Source organism: Enterobacter sp. 18A13, assembly GCF_007035975.1.
In the GTDB taxonomy this organism is placed as follows: domain Bacteria; phylum Pseudomonadota; class Gammaproteobacteria; order Enterobacterales; family Enterobacteriaceae; genus Enterobacter; species Enterobacter vonholyi.
On record NZ_AP019634.1, the window covers coordinates 1680214 to 1703519 of the forward strand.

The 23306-nt window shown below is 58.1% G+C and carries 21 protein-coding genes, 2 tRNA genes and 1 other RNA gene; 11 read left to right on the plus strand and 13 right to left on the minus strand.

The features are described from left to right. Positions 1–9: 9 nt before the first annotated feature. Genes rutF through rutA form a run of 6 tightly spaced genes read right to left on the minus strand, consistent with a single transcriptional unit; the run spans position 10 to position 4100 of the window. A complete protein-coding gene (gene rutF, locus FOY93_RS08130; protein WP_143345712.1) occupies positions 10–504 on the minus strand; it encodes an NADH-dependent FMN reductase RutF in 495 nt (164 codons plus the stop codon). A gap of 9 nt (positions 505–513) precedes the next feature. Continuing rightward, positions 514–1104, minus strand: a complete 591-nt coding sequence (locus FOY93_RS08135; protein ID WP_111964497.1) for a malonic semialdehyde reductase — start codon at positions 1102–1104, stop codon at positions 514–516. A 9-nt stretch (positions 1105–1113) separates the two neighbouring features. After that, the gene (gene rutD / locus FOY93_RS08140; RefSeq protein WP_143344918.1) at positions 1114–1914 is read right to left on the minus strand and encodes a pyrimidine utilization protein D; all 801 of its coding nucleotides are present in this window, start codon (positions 1912–1914) and stop codon (positions 1114–1116) included. A gap of 7 nt (positions 1915–1921) precedes the next feature. Next, positions 1922–2308, minus strand: coding sequence for a pyrimidine utilization protein C (gene rutC, locus FOY93_RS08145; protein ID WP_010429508.1), 387 nt, complete (start codon positions 2306–2308; stop codon positions 1922–1924). 11 nt (positions 2309–2319) lie between these two features. Then, positions 2320–3009: a pyrimidine utilization protein B gene (gene rutB / locus FOY93_RS08150; RefSeq protein ID WP_133294144.1), complete on the minus strand. Its 690-nt coding sequence runs from the start codon at positions 3007–3009 to the stop codon at positions 2320–2322. Further along, the gene (gene rutA, locus FOY93_RS08155; protein ID WP_136194664.1) at positions 3009–4100 is read right to left on the minus strand and encodes a pyrimidine utilization protein A; all 1092 of its coding nucleotides are present in this window, start codon (positions 4098–4100) and stop codon (positions 3009–3011) included. The genes rutB and rutA overlap by 1 nt, the downstream gene beginning before the upstream one ends. Before the next feature lie 245 nt (positions 4101–4345). Between rutA and rutR the strand changes: the two genes are divergently transcribed. After that, a complete protein-coding gene (gene rutR / locus FOY93_RS08160; RefSeq protein ID WP_008499819.1) occupies positions 4346–4984 on the plus strand; it encodes an HTH-type transcriptional regulator RutR in 639 nt (212 codons plus the stop codon). On the opposite strand, the gene FOY93_RS08165 is transcribed toward rutR, so the two are convergent. Together FOY93_RS08165 and putA are read right to left on the minus strand one after the other, a co-directional pair. Continuing rightward, complete coding sequence (locus FOY93_RS08165) at positions 4981–5376, minus strand: lysozyme inhibitor LprI family protein (RefSeq protein ID WP_143344919.1); 396 nt, start codon at positions 5374–5376, stop codon at positions 4981–4983. The genes rutR and FOY93_RS08165 overlap by 4 nt on opposite strands. 51 nt (positions 5377–5427) lie before the next feature. Next, the gene (gene putA, locus FOY93_RS08170) at positions 5428–9390 is read right to left on the minus strand and encodes a trifunctional transcriptional regulator/proline dehydrogenase/L-glutamate gamma-semialdehyde dehydrogenase (protein ID WP_143344920.1); all 3963 of its coding nucleotides are present in this window, start codon (positions 9388–9390) and stop codon (positions 5428–5430) included. A 423-nt stretch (positions 9391–9813) separates the two neighbouring features. Between putA and putP the strand changes: the two genes are divergently transcribed. Beyond that, a complete protein-coding gene (gene putP / locus FOY93_RS08175) occupies positions 9814–11322 on the plus strand; it encodes a sodium/proline symporter PutP (protein WP_111964491.1) in 1509 nt (502 codons plus the stop codon). Between the two features lie 117 nt (positions 11323–11439). Continuing rightward, positions 11440–11859 (plus strand): DUF3574 domain-containing protein, encoded by a 420-nt coding sequence (locus tag FOY93_RS08180; RefSeq protein WP_143344921.1) that lies wholly within the window; start codon positions 11440–11442, stop codon positions 11857–11859. 73 nt (positions 11860–11932) lie between these two features. On the opposite strand, the gene FOY93_RS08185 is transcribed toward FOY93_RS08180, so the two are convergent. Then, complete coding sequence (locus FOY93_RS08185; protein WP_127730349.1) at positions 11933–13117, minus strand: NupC/NupG family nucleoside CNT transporter; 1185 nt, start codon at positions 13115–13117, stop codon at positions 11933–11935. A 251-nt stretch (positions 13118–13368) separates the two neighbouring features. Here FOY93_RS08185 and efeU point away from each other — a divergent pair, with 251 nt between their 5' ends. The 4 genes from efeU (at position 13369) to phoH (ending at position 17949) form a co-directional block, all read left to right on the plus strand. Continuing rightward, a complete protein-coding gene (gene efeU, locus FOY93_RS08195; protein WP_111964489.1) occupies positions 13369–14202 on the plus strand; it encodes an iron uptake transporter permease EfeU in 834 nt (277 codons plus the stop codon). Between the two features lie 41 nt (positions 14203–14243). Next, entirely contained in the window at positions 14244–15371 is a 1128-nt protein-coding gene (efeO, locus tag FOY93_RS08200; protein ID WP_111964488.1) for an iron uptake system protein EfeO, read from the plus strand. 5 nt (positions 15372–15376) lie between these two features. Next, complete coding sequence (gene efeB / locus FOY93_RS08205; protein ID WP_143344922.1) at positions 15377–16660, plus strand: iron uptake transporter deferrochelatase/peroxidase subunit; 1284 nt, start codon at positions 15377–15379, stop codon at positions 16658–16660. A gap of 500 nt (positions 16661–17160) precedes the next feature. Beyond that, positions 17161–17949 (plus strand): phosphate starvation-inducible protein PhoH, encoded by a 789-nt coding sequence (gene phoH / locus FOY93_RS08210; protein ID WP_024908976.1) that lies wholly within the window; start codon positions 17161–17163, stop codon positions 17947–17949. A 191-nt stretch (positions 17950–18140) separates the two neighbouring features. Here the strand turns inward: phoH and FOY93_RS08215 are convergent. The 3 genes from FOY93_RS08215 to FOY93_RS08225 form a co-directional block, all read right to left on the minus strand. Further along, positions 18141–18275: non-coding RNA, RtT sRNA (locus FOY93_RS08215), on the minus strand. Between the two features lie 45 nt (positions 18276–18320). Then, positions 18321–18408: transfer RNA gene (locus FOY93_RS08220), tRNA-Ser, on the minus strand. Between the two features lie 228 nt (positions 18409–18636). After that, a complete protein-coding gene (locus FOY93_RS08225) occupies positions 18637–19497 on the minus strand; it encodes a pirin family protein (protein WP_143344924.1) in 861 nt (286 codons plus the stop codon). Positions 19498–19606: 109 nt separating this feature from the next. Here FOY93_RS08225 and FOY93_RS08230 point away from each other — a divergent pair, with 109 nt between their 5' ends. After that, a complete protein-coding gene (locus FOY93_RS08230; protein ID WP_136194671.1) occupies positions 19607–20512 on the plus strand; it encodes a LysR family transcriptional regulator in 906 nt (301 codons plus the stop codon). A gap of 134 nt (positions 20513–20646) precedes the next feature. Here the strand turns inward: FOY93_RS08230 and FOY93_RS08235 are convergent. Then, positions 20647–20734, minus strand: a tRNA-Ser gene (locus tag FOY93_RS08235). Positions 20735–20966: 232 nt separating this feature from the next. Here FOY93_RS08235 and ghrA point away from each other — a divergent pair. From ghrA to FOY93_RS08250, 3 genes are all read left to right on the plus strand, one after another. After that, complete coding sequence (gene ghrA / locus FOY93_RS08240; RefSeq protein WP_143344925.1) at positions 20967–21905, plus strand: glyoxylate/hydroxypyruvate reductase GhrA; 939 nt, start codon at positions 20967–20969, stop codon at positions 21903–21905. Positions 21906–21989: 84 nt separating this feature from the next. Next, positions 21990–22727 (plus strand): phosphatase, encoded by a 738-nt coding sequence (locus tag FOY93_RS08245; RefSeq protein ID WP_143344926.1) that lies wholly within the window; start codon positions 21990–21992, stop codon positions 22725–22727. A gap of 21 nt (positions 22728–22748) precedes the next feature. After that, positions 22749–23303, plus strand: a complete 555-nt coding sequence (locus FOY93_RS08250; RefSeq protein ID WP_033145180.1) for a TorD/DmsD family molecular chaperone — start codon at positions 22749–22751, stop codon at positions 23301–23303. The last annotated feature ends 3 nt before the right edge of the window (positions 23304–23306 follow it).

Below are 23306 nucleotides of genomic sequence, written 5' to 3' on the forward strand. Positions count from 1 at the left end.
TAAAGCGGGTTAACAGGCGGGTCGCATAAGCGCGTGGTAGCCGCGGTCAAACCACACCAGGCCTTGCGGCGCGGGGTGGCGAATAATCGAAACGATGTCGCAAAAAAGAATGTCGTGCGTACCGACGCTCACCACCTTGCTGATCCGGCAGTCAAACGAGGCCAGCGCCTCCTCCAGGCGCGGACAGCCCGTGTCGCCCGTTTGCCAGCGGGCGGCGGCGAAGCGTTCTTCCATCGGCGTTTTGCCGCCAAACAGGTTTGAGAGCGGCTCCTGTCCGGCGCTGAGGGTATTGACGCACAGGGTGCGGTTTTCGCTGAACGTCGGCCAGACGGACGCGCCGCGGTTCAGGCACACCAGCAGGGTGGGCGGTGAATCCGTGACGCTGCACACCGCGCTGGCGGTGAAGCCTGCCATCCCCGCCGGGCCGTCGGTGGTGATGATATTCACCGCCGCGCCAACGCAGGCCATAGCATCGCGAAAGGTTTGTTTATCCGGTGTCATCATCATCGCTCCTTACGCCAGCCCGCAGGCATCGTCGAAGGTCAGGCGCGGCAGGCGCCCGTAAAGTTTGCCCGGGTCGCCGTAGCCAATGTTGATCAGCAGGTTGCTTTTAAGCGTCGTGCCGGTGAAAAAAGCCTCGTCGACCTTTTGGCGGTCAAAGCCCGACATCGGGCCGGTATCCAGCCCCAGCGCGCGACAGGCGAAAATCATGTAGGCGGCCTGCAGCGAGCTGTTGCGAAAGGCGGTCTCTTCCGCCAGCGCGGGGCTTGCGGTAAACCAGCTTCGGGCATCGCCGTGCGGGAACAGTTCAGGCAGGCGCTCGTAGAATTCACCGTCCCAGGCGACAATCGCCGTGACCGGAGCGGTAAGCGTTTTCTCCAGGTTGCCGCTGGAGAGCGCCGGGCGCAGCTTCTCTTTTCCCTCAGCGCTTCGCACAAACACAATCCGCGCCGGGGAGCAGTTGGCGGACGTGGGCCCCCATTTCATCAGGTCGTAGATTTCGCGCAGCGTCTCGTCGCTGACGGCAATATCCTGCCAGCCGTTATGGGTGCGGGCGCCGGTGAACAGCGTTTCCAGCGCGGCGGGGGTAATGGCTTCGCTCATTAAAGCTCCTTATAAAGCGGGTTCAGGGCTGTGCAGCAGGCTGGCCAGCCCGTTGAGCAGCAGGGTGTTAAAGGTGTCCGGCTCGGTGACGTTGCAGGCATGCCCGCCCTGGCGCATCACCGCGCTGTGGCCGTGCGGGATCGCAGCCTGCAGTTCAGACGAGCAGACAGAGGGCACCAGCATGTCGTCGGCGGAACAGATGATCTGGACCGGGCAGCGGATGCGCGCCGCATGGCGCCTGAAGTCGGCCTTTTTCAGGGCGCTGAGCCGGCGCAGCAGGTTGGCTTTTCCCTGAAAATGGGCCAGCGCCAGCGCTTCTTCGGCCTCCAGGCGGGGCGCGCGAGCGGCCATCCAGTCTGCCGGGTAGAGAAACAGCGGCTGCGCCTCAACCCACGCCTGTGGGCCACCGTAATGCAGCAGGCGCTCGCGGATCTGAAAGCAGCGGCGGGTGTGGGCGTTGAGGGTCAGCCAGCCGTTGACGCACACCAGCGCGGTGAGGGCGTCGGGCCTGTCGAGGGCCAGCTGCAGGCCGACCAGGGCCCCCAGCGCGTGGCCGACGACGCTGTAGCGTGCAATTCCGGCCTCAGCCAGCGCCTGGTCCAGTTCGTCCGCCATCTCTGCAAGGCTGTACCCTTCCGGCAGGACGTCGGGGTTATTGCCCGTTCCACGCTGGTCATAGCACACCACCTGATATTCCGGCTCCAGCGCGGCCAGCTGTGGCAGCCAGTAGCTGCCGCTGCCGCCGAGCCCGGCAATAAGGACCACCACGGGCGCACCCTCATACGGGGACGGTGAGACGGAAAGTTTCATGCCTGCCTCACTTCGCGATGTGCGCAACGGTGGCGATCTCAACCAGCGCCTCCGGCTTCACCAGACCGCACTGAATGCAGAACCGGGCCGGCTTATCGCCGGGGAAGAACTCGGCGTAGATTTCGTTAATCGCGGCGTAGTTTTTCCAGTCGGTGATAAAGATGCTGTTGAAGGTCACGTCCTCCATCGTGCCACCGGCCGTTTCGATCACGGTTTTGATCGTCTCCAGCACGTGGCGGGTTTGCGCCTTTGGGTCGTTGATAAATACCACGTTGTTGTCTTTATCAAACGGCAGCGTGCCGGAGACGTACACCACGCCGTCGGCAAGGGTGCCGGGGACAAACGGGGCGATGGGCGTGCTGGTGCCCGGCGGGATGATTACGGATTTCGGCATCAGATGTCTCCTCAGGCGATACGGGCGAGCGGGGGATTCAGGGCGTCGCAGAACTCGGCGACGCTGCTGACCCAGCCAAAAAAGGTTTCGATATTGAACAGGGCCGCCTTCTGGGCGAATTCCGGCCCGGCCTGATGGGTCGCGTCTTCCAGCACCACGCCAAAATACTCGAGGAAAAAGCCGTCGCGCAGGGTCGACTCCACGCAGACGTTGGTGGCAATGCCGGTGAAGACCAGGTGGCGAATGCCCCGGCTGCGCAGCAGGCTGTCGAGCGGCGTGTTGAAAAAGCCGCTGTAGCGCGGTTTGGGCAGGACGATATCACCCGCCAGCGGGACCAGCTCATCCACCAGCTGATAGTCCCAGCCGCCTTTCGCCAGCAGCTTGCCCTGCAGTTCGGGCCGTTTACGCATGGTTTTCAGGGCGTTCGACTTGTGGAAGTTGGGCGAGCCGGGGCCGCCGGCCTCGACGTACTGCTCGTCCCAGCCGTTCTGGAACCAGATGATGAGCATGCCCGCGGCGCGCGCGGCGGCGACGGCGGTTTTAATGTTCTCGATAACCGGTCTGGTCGCGGAGACGTCGAAGCCCGCCAGATCAAGATAACCACCGGGGCTGGCGTAGGCGTTTTGCATGTCCACCACGATCAGCGCGCTCTGCTGTGGCGCGAAGGTAATGGCTTCCGGGCGTGCGTTAAGGGTCGTCATTACGCCACCTCCTTCGTGACGGCAGGAACGTGGGCGCGGCACTGCATCAGCGGCTGGATGCGCTCGCCGAAGGTTTCCACGCCGGTGAGGAAGTCATCGAAGGTCAGCAGGACGCCTTCCGCGCCGGGGACGGCCGCCACTTCGTCGAGCATTCTGGCAACGCTGGCGTACGAGCCGACCAGCGTGCCCATGTTGATATTGACGGCGGAGGTCGGGTCGGCCATCTGACGAACGTTGGTATCCGCGCCGGAGCGGGTATCCTTCTGGCTCTGCTCGGTAAGCCAGCTCAGGGCCTCCTCGTCGGCGCCGTCCTTATAGCGCTCCCATTTCGCGCGCGCGGCGTCGTCGGTTTCGTCTGCTATCACCATGAACAGCACGTAGGAGCCCACGTCGCGCCCGGTTTTGTCGGCGGCCTCTTTCATGCGAGCGGCGGTCGGGGCGAAGGCGGCAGGCGTGTTAACGCCTTTACCGAAGCAGAAGTTGAAGTCGGCGTATTTGGCGGAGAATTCCATCCCCGCGTCGCTCTGTCCGGCGCAAATCACCTTCATCGGCACCGACGGCTGCGGGCTGACGCGACAGTCGTTCATGGAGAAGAAGTCACCCTTAAAATCGCTTTTGCCGGTACCCCACAGATCGCGCAGAACCTGTACGTATTCGGTCAGGTAGTCGTAGCGACGCGAGAAGTAATCGTCACCCGGCCAGAGCCCCATCTGCTCGTACTCGGGTTTTTGCCAGCCGGTAACCAGGTTGACGCCAAAGCGTCCGCCTGAGATGGAGTCAATGGTGGAGGCCATGCGCGCGACGATCGCCGGGGGCAGGGTAAGCGTGGCGGCGGTGGCGTAGATCTGGATCCGCGAGGTGACCGCGGCCAGTCCGGCCATCAGGGTGAAGGACTCCAGGTTGTGATCCCAGAATTCGGTTTTGCCGCCAAAGCCGCGCAGCTTGATCATCGAAAGCGCAAAGTCGAAATGGTAGTGCTCCGCTTTCTGCACGATGGCTTTATTGAGCTCAAAGGTCGGCATGTATTGCGGTGCAGTGGTCGAGATAAGCCAGCCGTTGTTGCCGATGGGTACAAATACGCCAATTTTCATCACGAACCTCTCTTCATTACGTCGCAGGTGTAACGGTGTTTTTGCAAAGGCAGTGCCAGTTTTGAAAATGGCTGTGTTATTAATGTGTTAATCAGAAGTTGGTGGATTGATGCAGCTAAATGTGGACTAACTGGTCAAAAACATTGCACAGAAAACAGGCATTCATGCGCGATCGGAGTGCAGGATGTCGTGGTGAGACGGGGGTTTTGCTATGCTGAGGGCAACGCAGAATAAGGAGAGCGGGAATGACACAAGGCGCAGTGAAAACACCAGGTAAACGTTCGCAGGCGGTGAGCGCCAAGAAGCAGGCGATCCTCAGCGCGGCGCTGGAGACGTTTTCGCAGTTTGGCATTCACGGCACGCGCCTGGAGCAGGTGGCGGAGCAGTCCGGGGTATCCAAAACCAATCTGCTCTACTATTACCCATCGAAAGAGGCGCTGTATGTCGCGGTGATGCAGCAGATCCTCGATATCTGGCTGGCGCCGCTGAAAGCGTTTCGCGAAGAGCTGGCCCCGCTGGTAGCGATCAAGGAGTACATTCGCCTGAAGCTGGAGGTGTCGCGCGATTACCCGCAGGCATCAAGGCTGTTTTGTCTTGAGATGCTGCAGGGCGCGCCGCTGTTGCAGGCGGAGCTGACCGGAGATTTAAAACAGCTGGTGGACGACAAGTCGGCCATTATTGCCGGATGGGTTGCCAGCGGAAAGCTGGCCCCGGTCGATCCGCATCATTTGATCTTTATGATTTGGGCCTCCACCCAGCATTACGCTGACTTTGCGGCCCAGGTCGAGGCGGTGACCGGAAAAACGCTCCAGGACGAAGCGTTTTTCCACAGCACCCTGGAAAACGTGCAGCGGATGATTATCGAAGGGATCCGCTTGCGCTAGTTCCCCGGTGGGAGAGGGCAGCTTAAGTCGCCCTCTTCACACTGCATCAGCGAGGCCAGAAACGCTTCGCGCTCCACGGTTTTTTCCGCCAGGCACTGGTTAACAATCATTGGCTGAACGCTCCCGCCTTCCGTACCCGAACCGATAAACGCGCAGTCCGCATCGCGCAGGGTAATCCACGCCTGCTGCGCTTTTTTCAGTAGATCTCGCTGAGGGTCTGCCGCACGCTTAACGGCCGCCTGGTACGTCTGGTTGAGCTTTTTATCGGCAGCCTGGTACTGCTGCGCGCTACAGGTATTCAGTTCAAGCTGGGTGGTCGCTTTGTCGCACTCGTCGGCCAGCGCGCTGGCGCTCAGCAGCAGCGCTGCACTGGCGATAAGATATCGTTTCATATATTCCCCAATAAAATAAGGCTCCGTCTCCGGAGCCTTATTAGCACAGCGTTAACCTATTGTCATCAGACTGGCGTTACCGCCCGCCGCCGCGGTGTTGACGCTGAGCGAGCGCTCCACGTACAGACGCTCCAGCAGCAGGTTGGTTTCCCCGCGCGCAAAGCCCTGCACCGAAACAATCGCCCCGCTGCGGGCCGCAACCTGCTCGCACAGCTCGCGCAGCTGATCGGAATCACCGTGGTAGATCACCGCATCAAACGGCTGGGTCAGCAGGATATCGGCTTTCGCAAAGCGAATGCGGGCCGAGACCACCTTCGGCAGCTGTTTGGCGAGATCGCGATGCAGAGCATCTTCCGGCCACAGCACTTCACAGCCGGTGGCCATGGCGGCGGCCAGCTGTACCAGCGCGTCCTGCTCGTTATCCGCCACGCACAGCACGCGCTCGCGCGGCATCAGCGTCCAGGTGTTGCGCTCGCCGGTTGGTCCCGGAAGCAGACGCTGCGTACCGGCCTGCGCCAGCTCGCCGTACTGCTGTGCGACAGCACGCAGTTCAGGACGTTTTTCCGCCCAGGCGATCAGCGCCTCCAGCGGCTGGGTCAGCACGGCTTTCAGCTGCGCATCCACCGGATACTCCGCATCCTGACGCGCCAGGGTGACGCCCAGCGCGTTCTCCGGACGGTTCGCCAGCAGACGGTACAGGTAGAGCGGACCGCCCGCTTTCGGACCGGTGCCGGAGAGGCCTTCACCGCCGAACGGCTGCACGCCCACGACCGCACCCACCATGTTGCGGTTAACGTACAGGTTGCCCACTTTGGCGCTGCCGGTCACCTGCGCGATGGTCTCGTCGATACGGGTATGCACGCCGAGCGTCAGGCCATAGCCGGAGGCGTTGATCTGCTCAACCAGCTCGTTGAGGTTGTTACGGTTGTAGCGCACCACGTGCAGTACCGGACCGAAGACCTCTTTTTTCAGCTCGTCGAAGCTTGCCAGCTCGATAAGCGTAGGTGGCACAAAGGTGCCGGTCCGCCACTCGCGGGCGTCTTCGCTGTTGTCTCGCACCGCCTGGAACACCGGGCGGCCTTTCGCGCGCATGGTCTGAATGTGGTTTTCGATGTTGGCTTTGGCTTCCGCGTCGATCACCGGCCCGATGTCGGTGGTGAGACGGCCCGGGTTACCCATGCGGCATTCGGCCATCGCGCCGCGCAGCATCTTCAGCGTGTGGTCTGCCACGTCATCCTGCAGGCACAGCACGCGCAGGGCGGAGCAGCGCTGACCGGCGCTGTCGAAGGCGGAGGCCAGTACGTCAACCACCACCTGCTCGGTGAGGGCGGAGGAGTCAACGATCATGGCGTTCATGCCGCCGGTTTCCGCGATGAGCGGCGTAGGACGACCCTGCGCATCCAGACGGGTGGCAATGTTGCGCTGCAGCAGCGAGGCCACTTCGGTCGAGCCGGTAAACATCACGCCGCGCACGCGGTTATCGGAAGTCAGTTTGGCTCCGACCGTTTCACCGCGGCCCGGCAGCAGCTGAACCACGCCCGCCGGTACGCCGGCTTCCAGAAGAATATTGATGCCCTGCGCGGCAATCAGCGGGGTCTGCTCTGCCGGTTTTGCCAGCACGCTGTTGCCTGCGGCCAGGGCGGCGGCAATCTGGCCGGTGAAGATCGCCAGCGGGAAGTTCCACGGGCTGATACAGACGACCGGACCCAGCGGACGGTGGGTTTCGTTATCGAAATCATCGCGCACCTGACCGGCATAGTAGTGCAGGAAGTCGACGGCCTCGCGTACTTCGGCGATGGCGTTGCTGAAGGTTTTACCCGCTTCGCGTACCAGAATGCCGATGAGCGACTGCATCTGATCTTCCATCAGCACCGCCGCGCGTTCCAGAATGGCGGCGCGCTCCTGCGGCGGCGTGGCGAACCAGATAGGGGCGTTATTCACCGCGCTGTCCAGCGCCTGATCCACTTCCGCTTCTGTCGCTTCACGCACGTAACCGACGATATCTTTTGGCTCTGCCGGGTTGATGACCGGCTGCATGTCGCCGTCATCAACGGGCTGCTCCAGCATCGGTTTGGCCTGCCACTTCTGCAGCGCGCTGTTGAGCAGGGCAGAGGAGAGGGACGCCAGACGGTGTTCGTTGGCGAGATCCAGACCCGCCGAGTTGACGCGACCTTTGCCGTACAGCTCGCGCGGCAGGGCAATTTTTGGATGCGGCAGACCAATCTGGCCTTCCTGCGCTGCCATCTTCTCAACGGCCTGTACCGGGTCGGCCACCAGCTCGTCCAGCGGCAGCGTGGTGTCGGCGATGCGGTTAACGAAGGAGGTGTTCGCGCCGTTTTCCAGCAGACGACGAACCAGGTACGCCAGCAGGGTTTCGTGCGTGCCCACCGGAGCATAGATACGGCACGGGCGGTTTAGCTTGCCGTCCGCCACTTTACCTGTGACCTGCTCGTAAAGCGGTTCACCCATGCCGTGCAGGCACTGGAACTCGTACTGGCCTGGATAGTAGTTTTGCCCGGCCAGACTGTAGATCGCCGCCAGGGTGTGGGCGTTATGGGTAGCGAACTGCGGATAGATCAGGTTTGGCACGCCGAGCAGCTTTTTCGCACAGGCGAGGTAAGAGACGTCGGTGTAAACCTTGCGGGTATAGACCGGGTAGCCTTCCAGACCTTCCATCTGGGCGCGTTTGATTTCGCTGTCCCAGTAGGCGCCTTTCACCAGACGGATCATCAGGCGACGGCGGCTGCGGGTGGCAAGGTCAATCAGGTAATCAATGACGAACGGGCAGCGCTTCTGGTAGGCCTGGATAACGAAGCCAATCCCGTTCCAGCCCGCCAGCTCCGGCTCGAAGCACAGTTTTTCCAGCAGGTCGAGGGAGATCTCCAGACGGTCGGCCTCTTCGGCGTCGATGTTAATGCCGATGTCATACTGGCGCGCCAGCAGGGTCAGGGATTTCAGGCGCGGGTAGAGCTCTTCCATCACCCGGTCATACTGCGCGCGGCTGTAGCGCGGGTGCAGGGCGGAGAGCTTTATCGAGATGCCCGGGCCTTCATAAATACCGCGACCGTTGGACGCTTTACCGATGGCGTGGATCGCCTGCTGGTAAGAGACCATGTAGGCCTGCGCGTCGGCGGCGGTCAGGGCCGCTTCACCGAGCATGTCGTACGAATAGCGGAAACCTTTGTCTTCCAGCTTGCGGGCGTTCGCCAGCGCTTCGGCAATGGTTTCTCCGGTCACAAACTGTTCGCCCATCAGACGCATCGCCATGTCCACGCCTTTGCGGATCAGCGGCTCGCCGCTCTTGCCGATGATGCGGTTCAGGGAGCGTGACAGGTTGGCTTCGTTATGGGTCGAAACCAGTTTGCCGGTAAACAGCAGGCCCCAGGTTGCCGCGTTAACGAACAGCGACGGGCTGCGGCCAATGTGCGAATGCCAGTTGCCGTTGCTGATCTTGTCGCGGATCAGCGCGTCGCGGGTGGCTTTATCCGGAATACGCAGCAGTGCTTCCGCCAGGCACATCAGCGCCACGCCTTCCTGAGAGGAGAGGGAGAACTCCTGCAGCAAACCCTGAACCATTCCGGCGCGGCCGGTGGCGGTTTTCTGGTTACGCAGCTTGTCGGCTAACTGATACGCCAGGCTGTGCGCCTGTGCGGCAATGGCGTCAGGCAGGCGAGCCTGCTCCAGCAGCATCGGCACGGCGTCGGTTTCGGCGCGGCGGTAGGCGCCGGTAATGGCGGCGCGGCTGACGGACTGCGGCAGGATCTGCTCGGCGAATTCAAGGAACGGCTGATGGCTTTCGTCGCCAGCGGCCGGCGCCTCTTCGCTTTCATTGGCGGCACCGGCGAGCAGGGCAGGCAGCTCCGGCAGGCCCTCATCGCTCTCGAGTCTTTCGAGATAGTTAAAAATCGCCTGCTTAATTAACCAGTGCGGCGTGCGGTCAATGCGGGTTGCTGCGGTCTTAATCCGTTCGCGGGTCGCGTCATCCAGCTTAACCCCCATGGTGGTCATACCCATGCCAAAGCTCCTGTTGTTCTGTAATAGCGTTCTGTAGATAGCGTGAAATATCCTCCATGTTGCAACTTTGTGCAACCGTGTTAAATGTGACCTGGTTTGCAACCCAGAAAATGAATGGATTGTTAACGAATGGTTAGCTGGAAAAACGTGCTGGCTTTGTCGCGGAAAGCCTGTTTTTATGCGGAAGTTAACACTTTTCAAAGGTGCAACCCGTAAAAGCGTGAGCGAGTGCAACCTATAGGAAACTCGTATCAAACCGGGGATGAAATTGATGTAAATGCAGTGTTAAATCGTTTGTCAGCGGAGGGCGCATACGGCAGGATAGCGCGCCCAACCGAAACACAAGATACCGTCACCTCGTTCCGGTGATCATATAACAAGGCAACCCGGACGGTTGTCGCTCGACACTTTTGGAGAATTTGAATGGCTATTAGCACACCGATGCTGGTGACATTTCTCGTTTATATTTTTGGCATGATCCTGATAGGGTTTTTGGCGTGGCGTTCCACGAAAAACTTTGACGACTACATTCTGGGCGGACGCAGTTTAGGCCCGATGGTGACCGCACTCTCTGCGGGCGCATCGGACATGAGCGGATGGCTGCTGATGGGTCTGCCGGGTGCGATTTTTATCTCCGGTATCTCGGAAAGCTGGATCGCCATCGGTCTGACCGTGGGCGCGTGGATCAACTGGAAGCTGGTGGCAGGCCGTCTGCGCGTGCATACCGAAGCCAATAACAACGCCCTGACGCTGCCGGACTACTTCACCGGACGTTTTGAAGATAACAGCCGCATCCTGCGTATTATCTCTGCGGTGGTTATCCTGCTGTTCTTCACCATCTACTGCGCCTCCGGCATCGTGGCCGGCGCGCGCCTGTTCGAAAGCACCTTCGGCATGAGCTACGAAACCGCTCTGTGGGCCGGTGCCGCTGCGACCATTCTCTATACCTTCGTGGGCGGTTTCCTGGCGGTAAGCTGGACCGACACCGTGCAGGCGAGCCTGATGATCTTCGCCCTGATCCTGACCCCGGTGATTGTGATTTTCACCGTTGGCGGCTTTGGCGAATCGCTGGAAGTGATCAAGCAGAAGAGCATTGAAAACGTCGACATGCTGAAAGGGCTGAACTTCGTGGCCATCGTCTCTCTGATGGGCTGGGGTCTAGGCTACTTCGGTCAGCCGCACATTCTGGCGCGCTTTATGGCGGCGGATTCTCACCACACCATCGTACATGCCCGTCGCATCAGTATGACGTGGATGATCCTGTGTCTGGCGGGTGCGTGCGCTGTTGGCTTCTTCGGTATCGCCTACTTCAGCAACAACCCGGCGCAGGCGGGTGCGGTGAACCAGAACGCCGAACGCGTGTTTATCGAGCTGGCGCAAATTCTGTTTAACCCGTGGATTGCCGGTATTCTGCTCTCCGCGATCCTGGCGGCGGTGATGTCCACCCTGAGCTGCCAGCTGCTGGTCTGCTCCAGTGCGATCACCGAAGACCTCTATAAGGCCTTCCTGCGTAAAAACGCAAGCCAGAAAGAGCTGGTGTGGGTCGGGCGCTTCATGGTGCTGGCGGTTGCGCTGGTGGCGATTGCGCTGGCGGCTAACCCGGAGAACCGCGTGCTGGGTCTTGTTAGCTACGCGTGGGCGGGCTTCGGTGCGGCATTTGGTCCGGTCGTCCTGTTCTCCGTCATGTGGTCCCGTATGACCCGTAACGGCGCGCTGGCGGGGATGATTATCGGTGCGGTGACCGTTATCGTCTGGAAACAGTTCGCCTGGCTGGGCCTGTACGAAATCATTCCTGGCTTCATCTTCGGCAGCATCGGTATCGTGGTGTTTAGCCTGCTGGGTAAAGCGCCGTCTGCCTCCATGCAGAAACGCTTTGCGGAAGCCGACGCGCATTACCACACTGCGCCGCCGTCTAAGCTTCAGGCAGAATAATTTTTCTCGCTGCACAATACAGGCCGGGTGAGCGCAAGCACCACCCGGCTTTTTTCTTGCCAAAATCCGTAATTTCCTGTGATATCCATGTGCTTATAACAATGAGGATAGCGAAGCATGACAATCAAAACAGGGTTAATGGCGGCGGCATTATTGATGCTGGCGGGCTGCAACGCGCCATCGCAGCATGCTGCGGTGGAGACCTGCAAAGCGGATAACCAGATGCAGCAAACCACGCTCTATTTCGGCTTAAACCGTCCTGCCGGGGCGCAGATTACCAGCAACGAGTGGCAGCAGTTTGTTGACCAGGACGTGACGCCACGCTTTCGCGACGGCTTAACGGTGTTTGACGCGCGCGGGCAGTGGCTGGGGAACGACGGGAAAGTGGCGCGCGAACTGAGCAAGGCGCTGATGCTGATCCATGGAAAAGATGCGCAGAGCGAGAAGAACATCGAAGCGTTGCGCGGGATTTATAAATCACGCTTCGCGCAGGAGTCGGTGATGCGCGTCGACCAGCCGGTGTGCGTGCAGTTCTAATAAAAACGGCGGGAAATCCCGCCGTTGCTGTATCGTAGGCCCGTGCAAGCGAAGCGCCGCCGGGCAAAAACACTTACAACACCAGCCCCGCAAAGCTCGCCGACAGTAAACTTACCAGCGTTGCTCCATACACCAGACGCAGACCGAAACGCGACACCACGTTCCCCTGCTGCTCGTTAAGACCCTTAATCGCTCCGGCCACAATGCCGATGGATGCGAAGTTCGCGAACGACACCAGGAAGACGGATAAAATCCCCAGCCCGCGCGGGGACATTTGATGAGCGATTTTTTGCAGCTCAATCATCGCCACAAATTCATTCGCCACCAGCTTGGTCGCCATAATACTGCCCGCGTTCAGGGCGTCACCCAGCGGAATACCCACCAGCCATGCCAGGGGATAAAATACATAGCCCAGGATCTGCTGGAAGCTCATGCCAAATACGCTGGAGAAGAGGGCGTTAACGGCGCTAATAAGCGCGATAAAGCCAATCAGCATGGCCAGAATAATCATCGCCACTTTAAAACCGGCCAGAATATACTCGCCGAGCATTTCGAAGAAGCTCTGCGATTCATGCAGTTTTTCCAGCTTGATATCCGGCTCCGCTTCCGGGCGTGCCGGGTTGATGACCGAAAGAATAATAAAGGTGCTAAACATGTTCAGAATCAGCGCGGCGACGACAAATTTAGCGTCGAGCATGGTCATATACGCGCCGACAATCGACAGGGAGACCGTCGACATCGCCGTGGCTGCCATGGTGAAGAGACGACGGGAAGAGAGGTCCCCCAGCACGCCCTTGTAGGCAATGAAGTTTTCCGACTGGCCGAGAATCAGCGAGCTAACCGCGTTAAAGGATTCCAGCTTACCCATGCCGTTCAGTTTCGACAGCAGCGTACCGATCACCCGAATAAAAATCGGCAGGATCCGCCAGTGCTGAAGAATACCAATCAGCGCGGAAATAAAAATAATTGGGCAAAGCACGCCGAGGAAAATGAACGCCAGCCCTTTTTCACCCATACCGCCAAAGACGAAATTGGTGCCTTCGCCAGCAAATTTGAGCAGTGACTCAAAAAATCCCGAGACGTATTTAATCAGGAATAACCCGCTTTCGGCGTGCAGGAAAAAGAACGCCAGGGCAATTTCAATGACAATCAGCTGTAAAACAAAACGAATGCGAATTTTTCGGCGGTCGAAACTTACCAGCCAGGCGAGCGCGAGAATAATCACCAGCGCCAGCAGGAAATGGACAATTTTAAACATAATTTATTTTCACCAGGTGTTTGAGGCGGATATTTAGCCACAGCCCTGAATCAGCGTAAATGGGCATTTTCGTTATAACTTATAAACTTAACGATAACGTATGTAACTATTATCAGGCTGGGCGTTTACAACTCGTTATCAAAACACCGCACATTTCGCTTGTTTTTCTTTTCGCCGTAATGATAATCACTATCACAAGAATTTACCTTTCTTTGCATCAGTTGACCGCGATAAACATTTAAGGTGTCGGCATGTTTGTTCCATTTCTCATTATGTTACGTGAAGGGCTCGAAGCCGCCCTCATCGTGAGCCTCATCGCCAGTTATCTGAAGCGAACCCAGCGCGGACGCTGGATTGGCGTCATGTGGGTCGGGGTATTCCTTGCCGCGGCGCTCTGCCTGGGCTTAGGTGTCCTCATCAACGAAACCACCGGCGAGTTCCCGCAGAAAGAGCAGGAGCTGTTTGAAGGTATCGTCGCCGTGATTGCGGTGGTGATCCTCACCTGGATGGTGTTCTGGATGCGTAAAGTCTCGCGTAACGTGAAGGTGCAGCTGGAGCAGGCGGTGGATAACGCGCTGCAAAAGGGGAATAACCACGGCTGGGCGCTCATTATGATGGTCTTTTTCGCCGTCGCGCGTGAAGGCCTGGAGTCCGTTTTCTTCCTGCTGGCGGCGTTTCAGCAGGATGTGGGGATCTGGCCGCCGCTCGGGGCCATGCTGGGTCTCGCCACGGCCGTGGTGCTTGGTTTCCTGCTGTACTGGGGCGGTATCCGCCTGAACCTGGGCGCTTTCTTCAAGTGGACCAGCCTGTTTATTCTGCTGGTGGCGGCAGGGCTGGCGGCAGGGGCGATTCGCGCCTTCCATGAAGCGGGCCTGTGGAACCACTTCCAGGACGTCGCGTTCGACCTTAGCAACGTGCTCTCCACGCACTCTCTGACCGGCACTCTGCTCGAAGGTATCTTCGGCTATCAGGAAACGCCGAGCGTCAGCGAAGTGGCGATTTACTTTATCTATCTGGTTCCGGCGCTGGTGCTGTTCGCAATGCCGCCGCGTACCGGCACGCAGGCGTCTCGCGTTACGCCATAATAGTTGATTTAGTTACAACATACTTTTTAAAGGGAAGAGTCATGGCAATTCAGTTCCGTCGTAGTGCGTTATGCGCAGGCATTGCCGCGCTGTTCGCTTCTGCATTCTCCGCCTGGGGCGCGGATGTTCCACAGGTTAAGGTCACCGTCAACGACAAGCAGTGTGAGCCGATGACCCTCACGGTGAACAGCGGAAAAACCCAGTTTATTATTCAGAACCACAGCCAGAAGGCGCTGGAGTGGGAGATCCTTAAAGGCGTTCTGGTGGTGGAAGAGCGTGAAAATATCGCTCCTGGCTTCAGCCAGAAGATGACCGCCAACCTGCAGCCGGGCGAGTATGAGATGACCTGCGGCCTGCTGACCAACCCTAAAGGGAAGCTGATCGTCAAAGGTGAAGCGACGGCCGATGCAGCGAAAGGCGCTGCGGTGCTGAGCCTGGGCGACGCGATTACGGCGTATAAAGCCTATGTCACGAAAGAGACGGCGGACCTGGCGGCGGCAACCAAAGCCTTTACCGATGCGGTGAAGGCCGGTGACATCGAAAAAGCGAAATCCCTCTATGCGCCAACCCGTCAGCACTACGAGCGTATCGAGCCGATCGCCGAGCTGTTCTCTGACCTTGATGGCAGCATCGACGCCCGCGAAGATGATTTCGAGCAGAAGGCCGCCGATCCGAAATTCACCGGTTTCCACCGTCTGGAGAAAGCCCTGTTTGGCGACAATTCCACCAAAGGGATGGAGAAATACGCTGAGCAGCTGAACGGCGACGTGCTGGAGCTGCAAAAGCGCATCAGCGAGCTGGCCTTCCCGCCGTCAAAAGTGGTGGGCGGCGCGGCCGGCCTGATTGAAGAAGTGGCCGCGAGCAAAATCAGCGGCGAAGAAGATCGCTATAGCCATACCGATCTGTGGGACTTCCAGGCCAACGTCGACGGCGCGCAGAAAATCGTTAACCTGCTGCGTCCTCAGCTGCAGAAAGAGAACGGCGAGCTGCTGGGCAAGGTGGATGCCAACTTCAAAAAAGTCGACACCATCCTGGCGAAGTACCGCACCAAAGACGGGTTTGAGACCTACGACAAGCTGACCGACGCCGACCGTAACGCGCTGAAAGGCCCGATTACCGCCCTGGCGGAAGATCTCTCCCTGCTGCGTGGCGTACTGGGTCTGGACTAAGCACGATGAATAAGCATAGCGAGAACGACGTGGTTGAGCCTTCACGTCGTCGGTTGTTAAAAGGGGTAGGGGCGCTGGGGGGGGCGCTTGCTCTGGCTGGCGGGTGTCCGGTAGCGCATGCGGCAAAACCGCAAAGCGCGCCCGGCACGCTGTCACCCAATGCCCGCATGGAGACGCAGCCGTTTTATGGCGAGCATCAGTCGGGCATCCTGACGCCGCAGCAGGCGTCCATGATGCTGGTGGCCTTTGATTCGCTGGCCAGCGATAAAGCCGATCTGGAGCGCCTGTTCCGCCTGCTGACGACGCGCATCGCGTTTCTCACTGCCGGTGGACCGGCGCCCGATACGCCGAACCCGCGTCTGCCGCCAATGGACTCCGGCATTCTGGGGCCGTTTATCGCCCCTGACAACCTGACCATTACCGTTTCGCTGGGGGAATCGCTGTTTGATACACGCTATGGGCTGGCAAAACAGAAGCCGAAAGCACTGCAGAAAATGACGCGTTTCCCGAATGATTCCCTGGATGCCGCCCTCTGCCACGGCGATCTGCTTCTGCAGATTTGCGCCAATACGCAGGACACGGTGATCCACGCCCTGCGCGACATCATCAAGCACACGCCGGATCTGCTGAGCGTGCGCTGGAAGCGGGAAGGGTTTATCTCGGACCACGCCGCCCGCAGCAAGGGGAAAGAGACTCCGGTGAACCTGCTGGGCTTCAAGGACGGCACTGCCAATCCGAACAGCCACGATGGTGCGCTCATGAAGGAGGTGGTGTGGGTCACTGCCGATCAGGGCGAACCGGCATGGGCGGTGGGCGGCAGCTACCAGGCGGTGAGGATTATCCAGTTCCACGTGGAGTTCTGGGACCGCACGCCGCTCAAAGAGCAGCAGACGATCTTCGGCCGCGATAAGCAAAGCGGCGCGCCGCTCGGCATGAAGAACGAGCATGACGTGCCCGACTACGCCAGCGATCCGAATGGCGATGTGATTGCGCTGGACAGCCACATTCGTCTGGCCAATCCGCGCACCAAAGAGACGCAGTCCAGCCTGATGATGCGTCGGGGATACAGCTACTCGCTCGGCGTGACTAACTCCGGTCAGCTCGATATGGGGCTGCTGTTCGTCTGCTACCAGCACGATCTGGAAAAGGGCTTCCTCACCGTGCAGAAGCGCTTAAACGGAGAGGCGCTGGAAGAGTACATTAAACCCATCGGCGGCGGCTATTTCTTTGCCCTGCCGGGCGTGCGCGACAGCAACGTGTATCTCGCGCAGGGTCTTATTGAAGCCTGATAATTGTCCCTGCGACGATTCGCAGGGACATTATTTTTTCATATGACTATCCTCCTGTTATATTTCTGTAATATTTCTATATGAGACTGATTTCAACTGTAGGGACAGTCCTAAAAGTTGCATTCAGGTAAAATAAATGTTGCATTTATGATAACTCCTGATGTACTTAAGATAAGACAGCGGTAGTTCCCGGCAGTGACGCTGAATCACTATGGAGATCGCGAATGGTTGCGTCCTGTACTGGACAAGGTAAACATAACAACCGCAGCACCCGGCGCGGAGGCTCAGACTCCGGCAGCGATTTCCTCACCACTAAATTTTCCCCCCTCCCTCAAGAATCTGATTCGACCGACGTGCAGAACGGTGCGCGTAGCTGTTCCGTATCGTCATCCGATAGAGCAAGCAATGGCTTACAAGGAAGCCAACCCTCTGATGTTCGTGCGCATAATCGTGCCGACGCTGGCGCGTGTGATGAATACCAACAACTCAAGGTGCTATCCATGGGAAGACAAAAAGCAGTGATCAAAGCTCGTCGCGAAGCAAAACGTGTGCTGAGACGGGATTCACGTAGCCATAAACAGCGTGAAGAAGAATCGGTCACCTCGCTTGTGCAGATGAGTGGCGTAGAAGCAATTGGCATGGCCCGAGACAGCCGTGATAATTCTCCAATTGTGGCGCGCAATGAGGCTCAGGCGCACTACCTGAATGCTATCGAGAGTAAACAGCTCATCTTTGCAACCGGTGAAGCCGGATGCGGGAAAACCTGGATCAGTGCAGCCAAAGCGGCGGAAGCGCTGATCCATAAGGACGTGGAAAGAATCATTGTTACCCGTCCGGTACTGCAGGCTGATGAAGATCTCGGCTTCTTGCCCGGTGATATTTCGGAGAAGTTTGCCCCGTACTTCAGGCCCGTCTATGACGTGCTGGTGAAGCGGCTGGGTGCATCCTTCATGCAGTACTGCCTGCGGCCAGAGATTGGCAAGGTGGAAATCGCGCCGTTCGCCTATATGCGCGGACGTACATTTGAAAATGCGGTCGTCATTCTTGACGAGGCTCAGAACGTGACCGCTGCGCAAATGAAGATGTTTTTAACGCGCCTCGGGGAGAACGTGACGGTTATCGTTAACGGCGATATTACCCAGTGTGACCTGCCGTCCGGCGTGAAATCCGGACTGAGCGACGCCATGTCACGTTTTGAGGAAGATGAGATGATTGGGGTGGTACGTTTCACCAAAGAGGACTGCGTGCGATCGGCGCTCTGCCAGCGCACGCTGCAAGCGTATTACTGAGTTTGCTGTTGCGTTCAAGGCCCGGGAAACCGGGCTTTGTTTTTTGTGCGGGCAGCCTGTTCGCTGCGCTCACGGTCTGTCCAACTGGCTGCGCCAGTTGTCGAACCCCGGTCGGGGATTCTCATCCCCCCCTTTTCGGAGAATATAAAAGAAAAAAGCCCGTACTTTCGTACGAGCTCTTATCTCAAATATGGCGGTGAGGGGGGATTGACTCGCTTTGCTCGCCCTGCGGGCAGCCTGTTCGCTGCACTCACAGTCTGTCCAACTGGCTGCGCCAGTTGTCGAACCCCGGTCGGGGATTCTCATCCCCCCTTTTCGGAGAATATAAAAGAAAAAAACCCGTACTTTCGTACGAGCTCTCATCTCAAATATGGCGGTGAGGGGGGGATTCGAACCCCCGATACGTTGCCGTATACACACTTTCCAGGCGTGCTCCTTCAGCCACTCGGACACCTCACCATATTGTTTTGCTGCCTGACCGCTTGGGGGGCAACGGGGCGCTACTATAGGGAGTTGCGCTGACACGGTCAAGCAGATTTTCAGCTTTAGTGCCTGTTCGGTTAAGCAATAATCAGCTCCACGGTTTTTACGCCGTGGAGCAGGGGATAACGCTGTGAATCGAGAACTTGACGGTTCAAGGGGGCGCTGGATCTTGGAGATCGCAGCGGCAGTCCTCCTTTATTACGTTCAGATCTGGCCGAAGTGGCCGGAATTGAAATCACGAATGGCTTCATTGATTTCACTCTTAGTGTTCATCACAAACGGGCCATAGCCCACGATCGGTTCATTCAGCGGCTCGCCGGCCATCAGCAGCACTTTTGCATCGCTGTTCGCCTCCAGGTGCAGTTTGTCACCTTCCTGACTCAATACGACCAGCTGGGCTTCACCCGCCTGAGTTGCACCGTTCACCGTGATGTTGCCTTCAAGCACGACCAGCGCCGTGCTCCAGCCTTCAGGCTGATTGAGCGTCAGATGGCTTCCCTGGTTCAGCGCGATGTCCCAGACGTTAAGCGGCGAGAAGGTGTGCGCCGGGCCTGTCACCGTGTCGTAGCGACCGGCAATAACTCGCAGCGAACCGCTGTTATCCGGCAGCGTCACCACCGGGATGTCGGCTTTCGTGATGCTCTGGTAGCCCGGGGCCGCCATCTTGTCTTTCGCCGGCAGATTGACCCAAAGCTGCATCATTTTCAGTTCCCCGCCTTTCTGCGAGAACGCGCTGGAGTGGAACTCCTCGTGCAAAATGCCTGCCCCTGCGGTCATCCACTGCACGTCGCCAGGGCCAATGACGCCGCCTTTACCCGTGGAGTCGCGATGCTCCACTTCACCGGCATAGACGATAGTGACCGTTTCAAAACCCCGGTGAGGGTGTTGACCCACCCCACGTTTCGCTCCGTCAGCCGGAAAGGTATACGGGCCCGCGTAGTCCAGCAGCAGGAATGGGCTGAGAGGCTTGCCGTGCGTCTGATAAGAAAACATTGAACGGACTGGGAAACCATCTCCAACCCAGTGCTGACGGGGAGCGGTATAAACGCCTGTTACGTTTTTCATGATTAACTCCTGATGTTCTGTTGATGTAATTAGCTTATATTCAGGGTCAATATCCCGGTAGATAGTGAAAATGGCATTCACTGTTCTGAAAATAGAACGATGAGGTTTTATGCAGGATCTCAATGACTTTGTCTGGTTTGTGAAGGTGGTGGACTACGGTGGCTTTGCTGCGGCGGGAAGGGCGCTTGACCTGCCAAAGTCCAGGCTAAGCCGCCGGATAGGGCAGCTGGAAGAGCGTCTCGGCGTGCGACTCATCCATAGAACAACCCGGCATTTTACGGTGACCGAGGTCGGCCAGACGTTCTATCAGCACTGCAAAGCGATGATGGTGGAGGCCGAGGCTGCCGAGGAAGCCGTGGCGGCACTGCAGGCCGAACCGCGCGGTATCGTCAGGATCACGTGCCCGATAACCTTACTGCATGTCCACGTTGGTCCGATGCTGGCAAGATTTATGGCGCGCTACCCCGGGATCAATCTTCAGCTTGAGGCGACTAACCGGCGTGTAGATCTGGTGGGAGAGGGCGTGGATATCGCGATCCGCGTACGCCCGCGTCCGTTTGATGACAGTGACCTGGTGCTAAGGGTGCTGGCTGACAGGGGGCATTGCCTGGTGGCAAGCCCGGCGTTGATTGCCCGTCTGGGGGAACCGTCAATGCCGTCTGAACTCAGCGCCTGGCCTGGATTAAGTATGGGGGAGGGAAAGCACAACCATAAGTGGGCACTTTCCGGACCCGACGGGGCGAAAGCGGAGATCCATTACCATCCCCGTTTGATCAGTACGGATATGCTCGCGCTGCGTGAAGCCGCCATGGCAGGCATTGGCGTGGTGCAGTTGCCGATTTTGATGGTGAAGGATCAGCTTGCGTCCGGTGAGCTGGTTCGGGTGCTTGAGGCATGGGAACCCAGACGGGAAGTGATTCATGCCGTTTATCCTTCAAGACGCGGTTTGCTGCCCTCCGTTAGGGCGCTGGTAGATTTTCTGACCGAAGAGTATGCGAAGATGGTGGAAGACTAGTTTTTTCCAGGTCGGGTAAGCGCAGCGCCACTCGACATGAGTTTCGCACAGAGCCACAAGGTCCGAATCCCCCCTGCATGCGTACAATATGCGAAAAAAAAGCCCGCATTTTCATGCGAGCTCTTCTTTAAATATGGCGGTGAGGGGGGGATTCGAACCCCCGATACGTTGCCGTATACACACTTTCCAGGCGTGCTCCTTCAGCCACTCGGACACCTCACCATATTGTCATCCCGTTGTTGACGGGACGGGCGCTAATGTAAGGAAAAGCCGAACTGCCGTCAACTCACTTTTTCAGTAATTTAGCGCGTTTAGACAAACTTCAGGCAACATGATTCTTAAATGTGCATAAAATGCCTCTTTTATCAGCAACGCGGTTTCCTGATAAATTTGTTATGCTGACAATCCACTTGAAAATGAAAGCAAAACAGCGCAATAAAAGGCAGGAATGACCATGGATATTCTCTTCTATCACCCTACATTTGATAACGCTTACTGGATTGACGCACTTTCGGCGGCGCTGCCCGGCGCACGCGTACGCGAGTGGAAGCGCGGCGATAATGAACATGCTGACTATGCGCTGGTTTGGCATCCTCCGGTAGAAATGCTCCAGGGCCGCAAGCTGAAGGCCGTTTTTGCCCTGGGAGCCGGCGTGGATTCCATTCTGAGCAAACTTAAGGCACACCCTGAAATGCTGCCGGAAGACGTTCCACTGTTTCGCCTGGAAGATACCGGAATGGGCCAGCAGATGCAGGAATATGCCGTGAGCCAGGTTCTGCACTGGTTCCGCCGCTTTGATGACTATCAGGCATTTAAGCAGCAGGCCCGCTGGGAGCCGCTGCCGGATTACCGTCGTGAAGACTTTACCATCGGCATCCTCGGCGCGGGCGTGCTGGGCTCAAAAGTGGCTGAAGCCCTTGCTCCGTGGGGCTTTCCGCTGCGCTGCTGGAGTCGCAGCCGCAAAGATTATCCGGGCGTAGAGAGCTTTGCCGGGACGGATGAACTCCCGGCCTTTCTGAACGGGACGCGCGTGCTCATCAACCTGCTGCCCAATACGGCGGAAACGGTCGGTATCATCAATGAAGCGTTGCTCAATCAGCTCGTCGATCGGAGCTACCTGATGAACCTGGCGCGCGGGGTGCATCTGGTCGAGCTCGATCTGCTGAAGGCGCTGGACAGCGGAAAGCTAAAAGGCGCCATGCTGGATGTCTATAGCCGTGAGCCGCTACCCGCGGAAAGCCCGCTGTGGGCGCACCCGCGCGTCGCGATGACCCCGCACGTGGCCGCCGTGACGCGTCCGGCAGAAGCGGTGGCGTATATATCACATACCATCAGCGAACTGGAAAAGGGTAACCCGGTCACCGGCCAGGTCGACAGACAGCGCGGCTACTGAGATAAACCCGGCGTTCGCCGGGTTTTTGCTAATATTCGCCGCTGATAACTGCTATCCTTTGGAAAAACCGCAGAGGAGAGAGAGATGTATCCCGTTGACCTGCATATGCACACCGTCGCCAGTACCCACGCTTATAGCAACCTCCATGATTATATCGCCCAGGCGAAGCTTAAAGGCATCAAGCTGTTCGCGATCACCGATCATGGCCCGGATATGGCTGATGCGCCGCACTACTGGCATTTTGTGAATATGCGGATCTGGCCACGTCTGGTGGACGGCATTGGGATACTGCGCGGCATTGAGGCAAACATCAAAAATACCGACGGTGAGATCGACTGCACCGGCCCGATGCTGACGTCTCTTGACCTTATCCTCGCCGGCTTCCATGAGCCGGTTTTTGCTCCTCAGGAGAAAGAGACCAATACCGCGGCGATGATTGCCACCATTGCCAGCGGCAATGTGCACATTATCAGCCATCCCGGTAACCCAAAATATCCGATTGATATTCAGGCTGTCGCGCAGGCGGCAGCGAAGCACCGCGTGGCGCTGGAGATTAATAACTCCTCTTTTGTTCACTCGCGTAAGGGCAGTGAAGCCAACTGTCGCGCCGTGGCGGCCGCCGTGCGTGATGCGGGCGGCATGGTGGCGTTGGGCTCAGATTCCCATACCGCGTTCACGCTGGGTGATTTCAGCGAGTGCCTGAAAGTGCTGAATGATGTTAACTTCCCGGAAGCGCAAATCCTGAACGTGACCCCACGCCGCATGCTAGATTTCCTTGAGTCCCGCGGAATGGAGCCGATTGCCGAATTTGCCGATCTTTAATTGTGTAATGGAATAATAAAAATGAACGAGTTTTCCATCCTCTGCCGCGTGCTGGGTACGCTCTATTATCGCCAGCCGCAAGACCCGCTGTTGGTTCCGCTTTTTACGTTGATTCGTGAAGGCAAACTGGCGCAGAACTGGCCGCTGGAACAGGATGATTTACTGGAACGTCTGCAAAAAAGCTGCGACATGCAGCAGATTGCGACGGACTACAATGCGCTGTTTGTCGGCGATGAGTGCCGCGTTTCGCCATACCGCTCAGCCTGGCAGGACGGGGCGACGGAAGCCGAAGTCCGCGCTTTCCTCTCCACCCGCGGTATGCCGCTGAGCGATACGCCGGCGGATCATATCGGTACGCTGCTGCTTGCTGCCTCCTGGATCGAAGACAACGCCGGGGATGATGAGAACGAAGCTATTGAAACCCTGTTCGAAACGTACCTGCTGCCGTGGGTCGGAACATTCCTTGGTAAAGTCGAAGCGCATGCTACCTCGCCATTCTGGAGAACGCTGGCACCGCTCACGCGCGACGCGATCGCGGCGATGTGGGATGAGCTCGAAGAAGAGAATGAAGAGTGATAT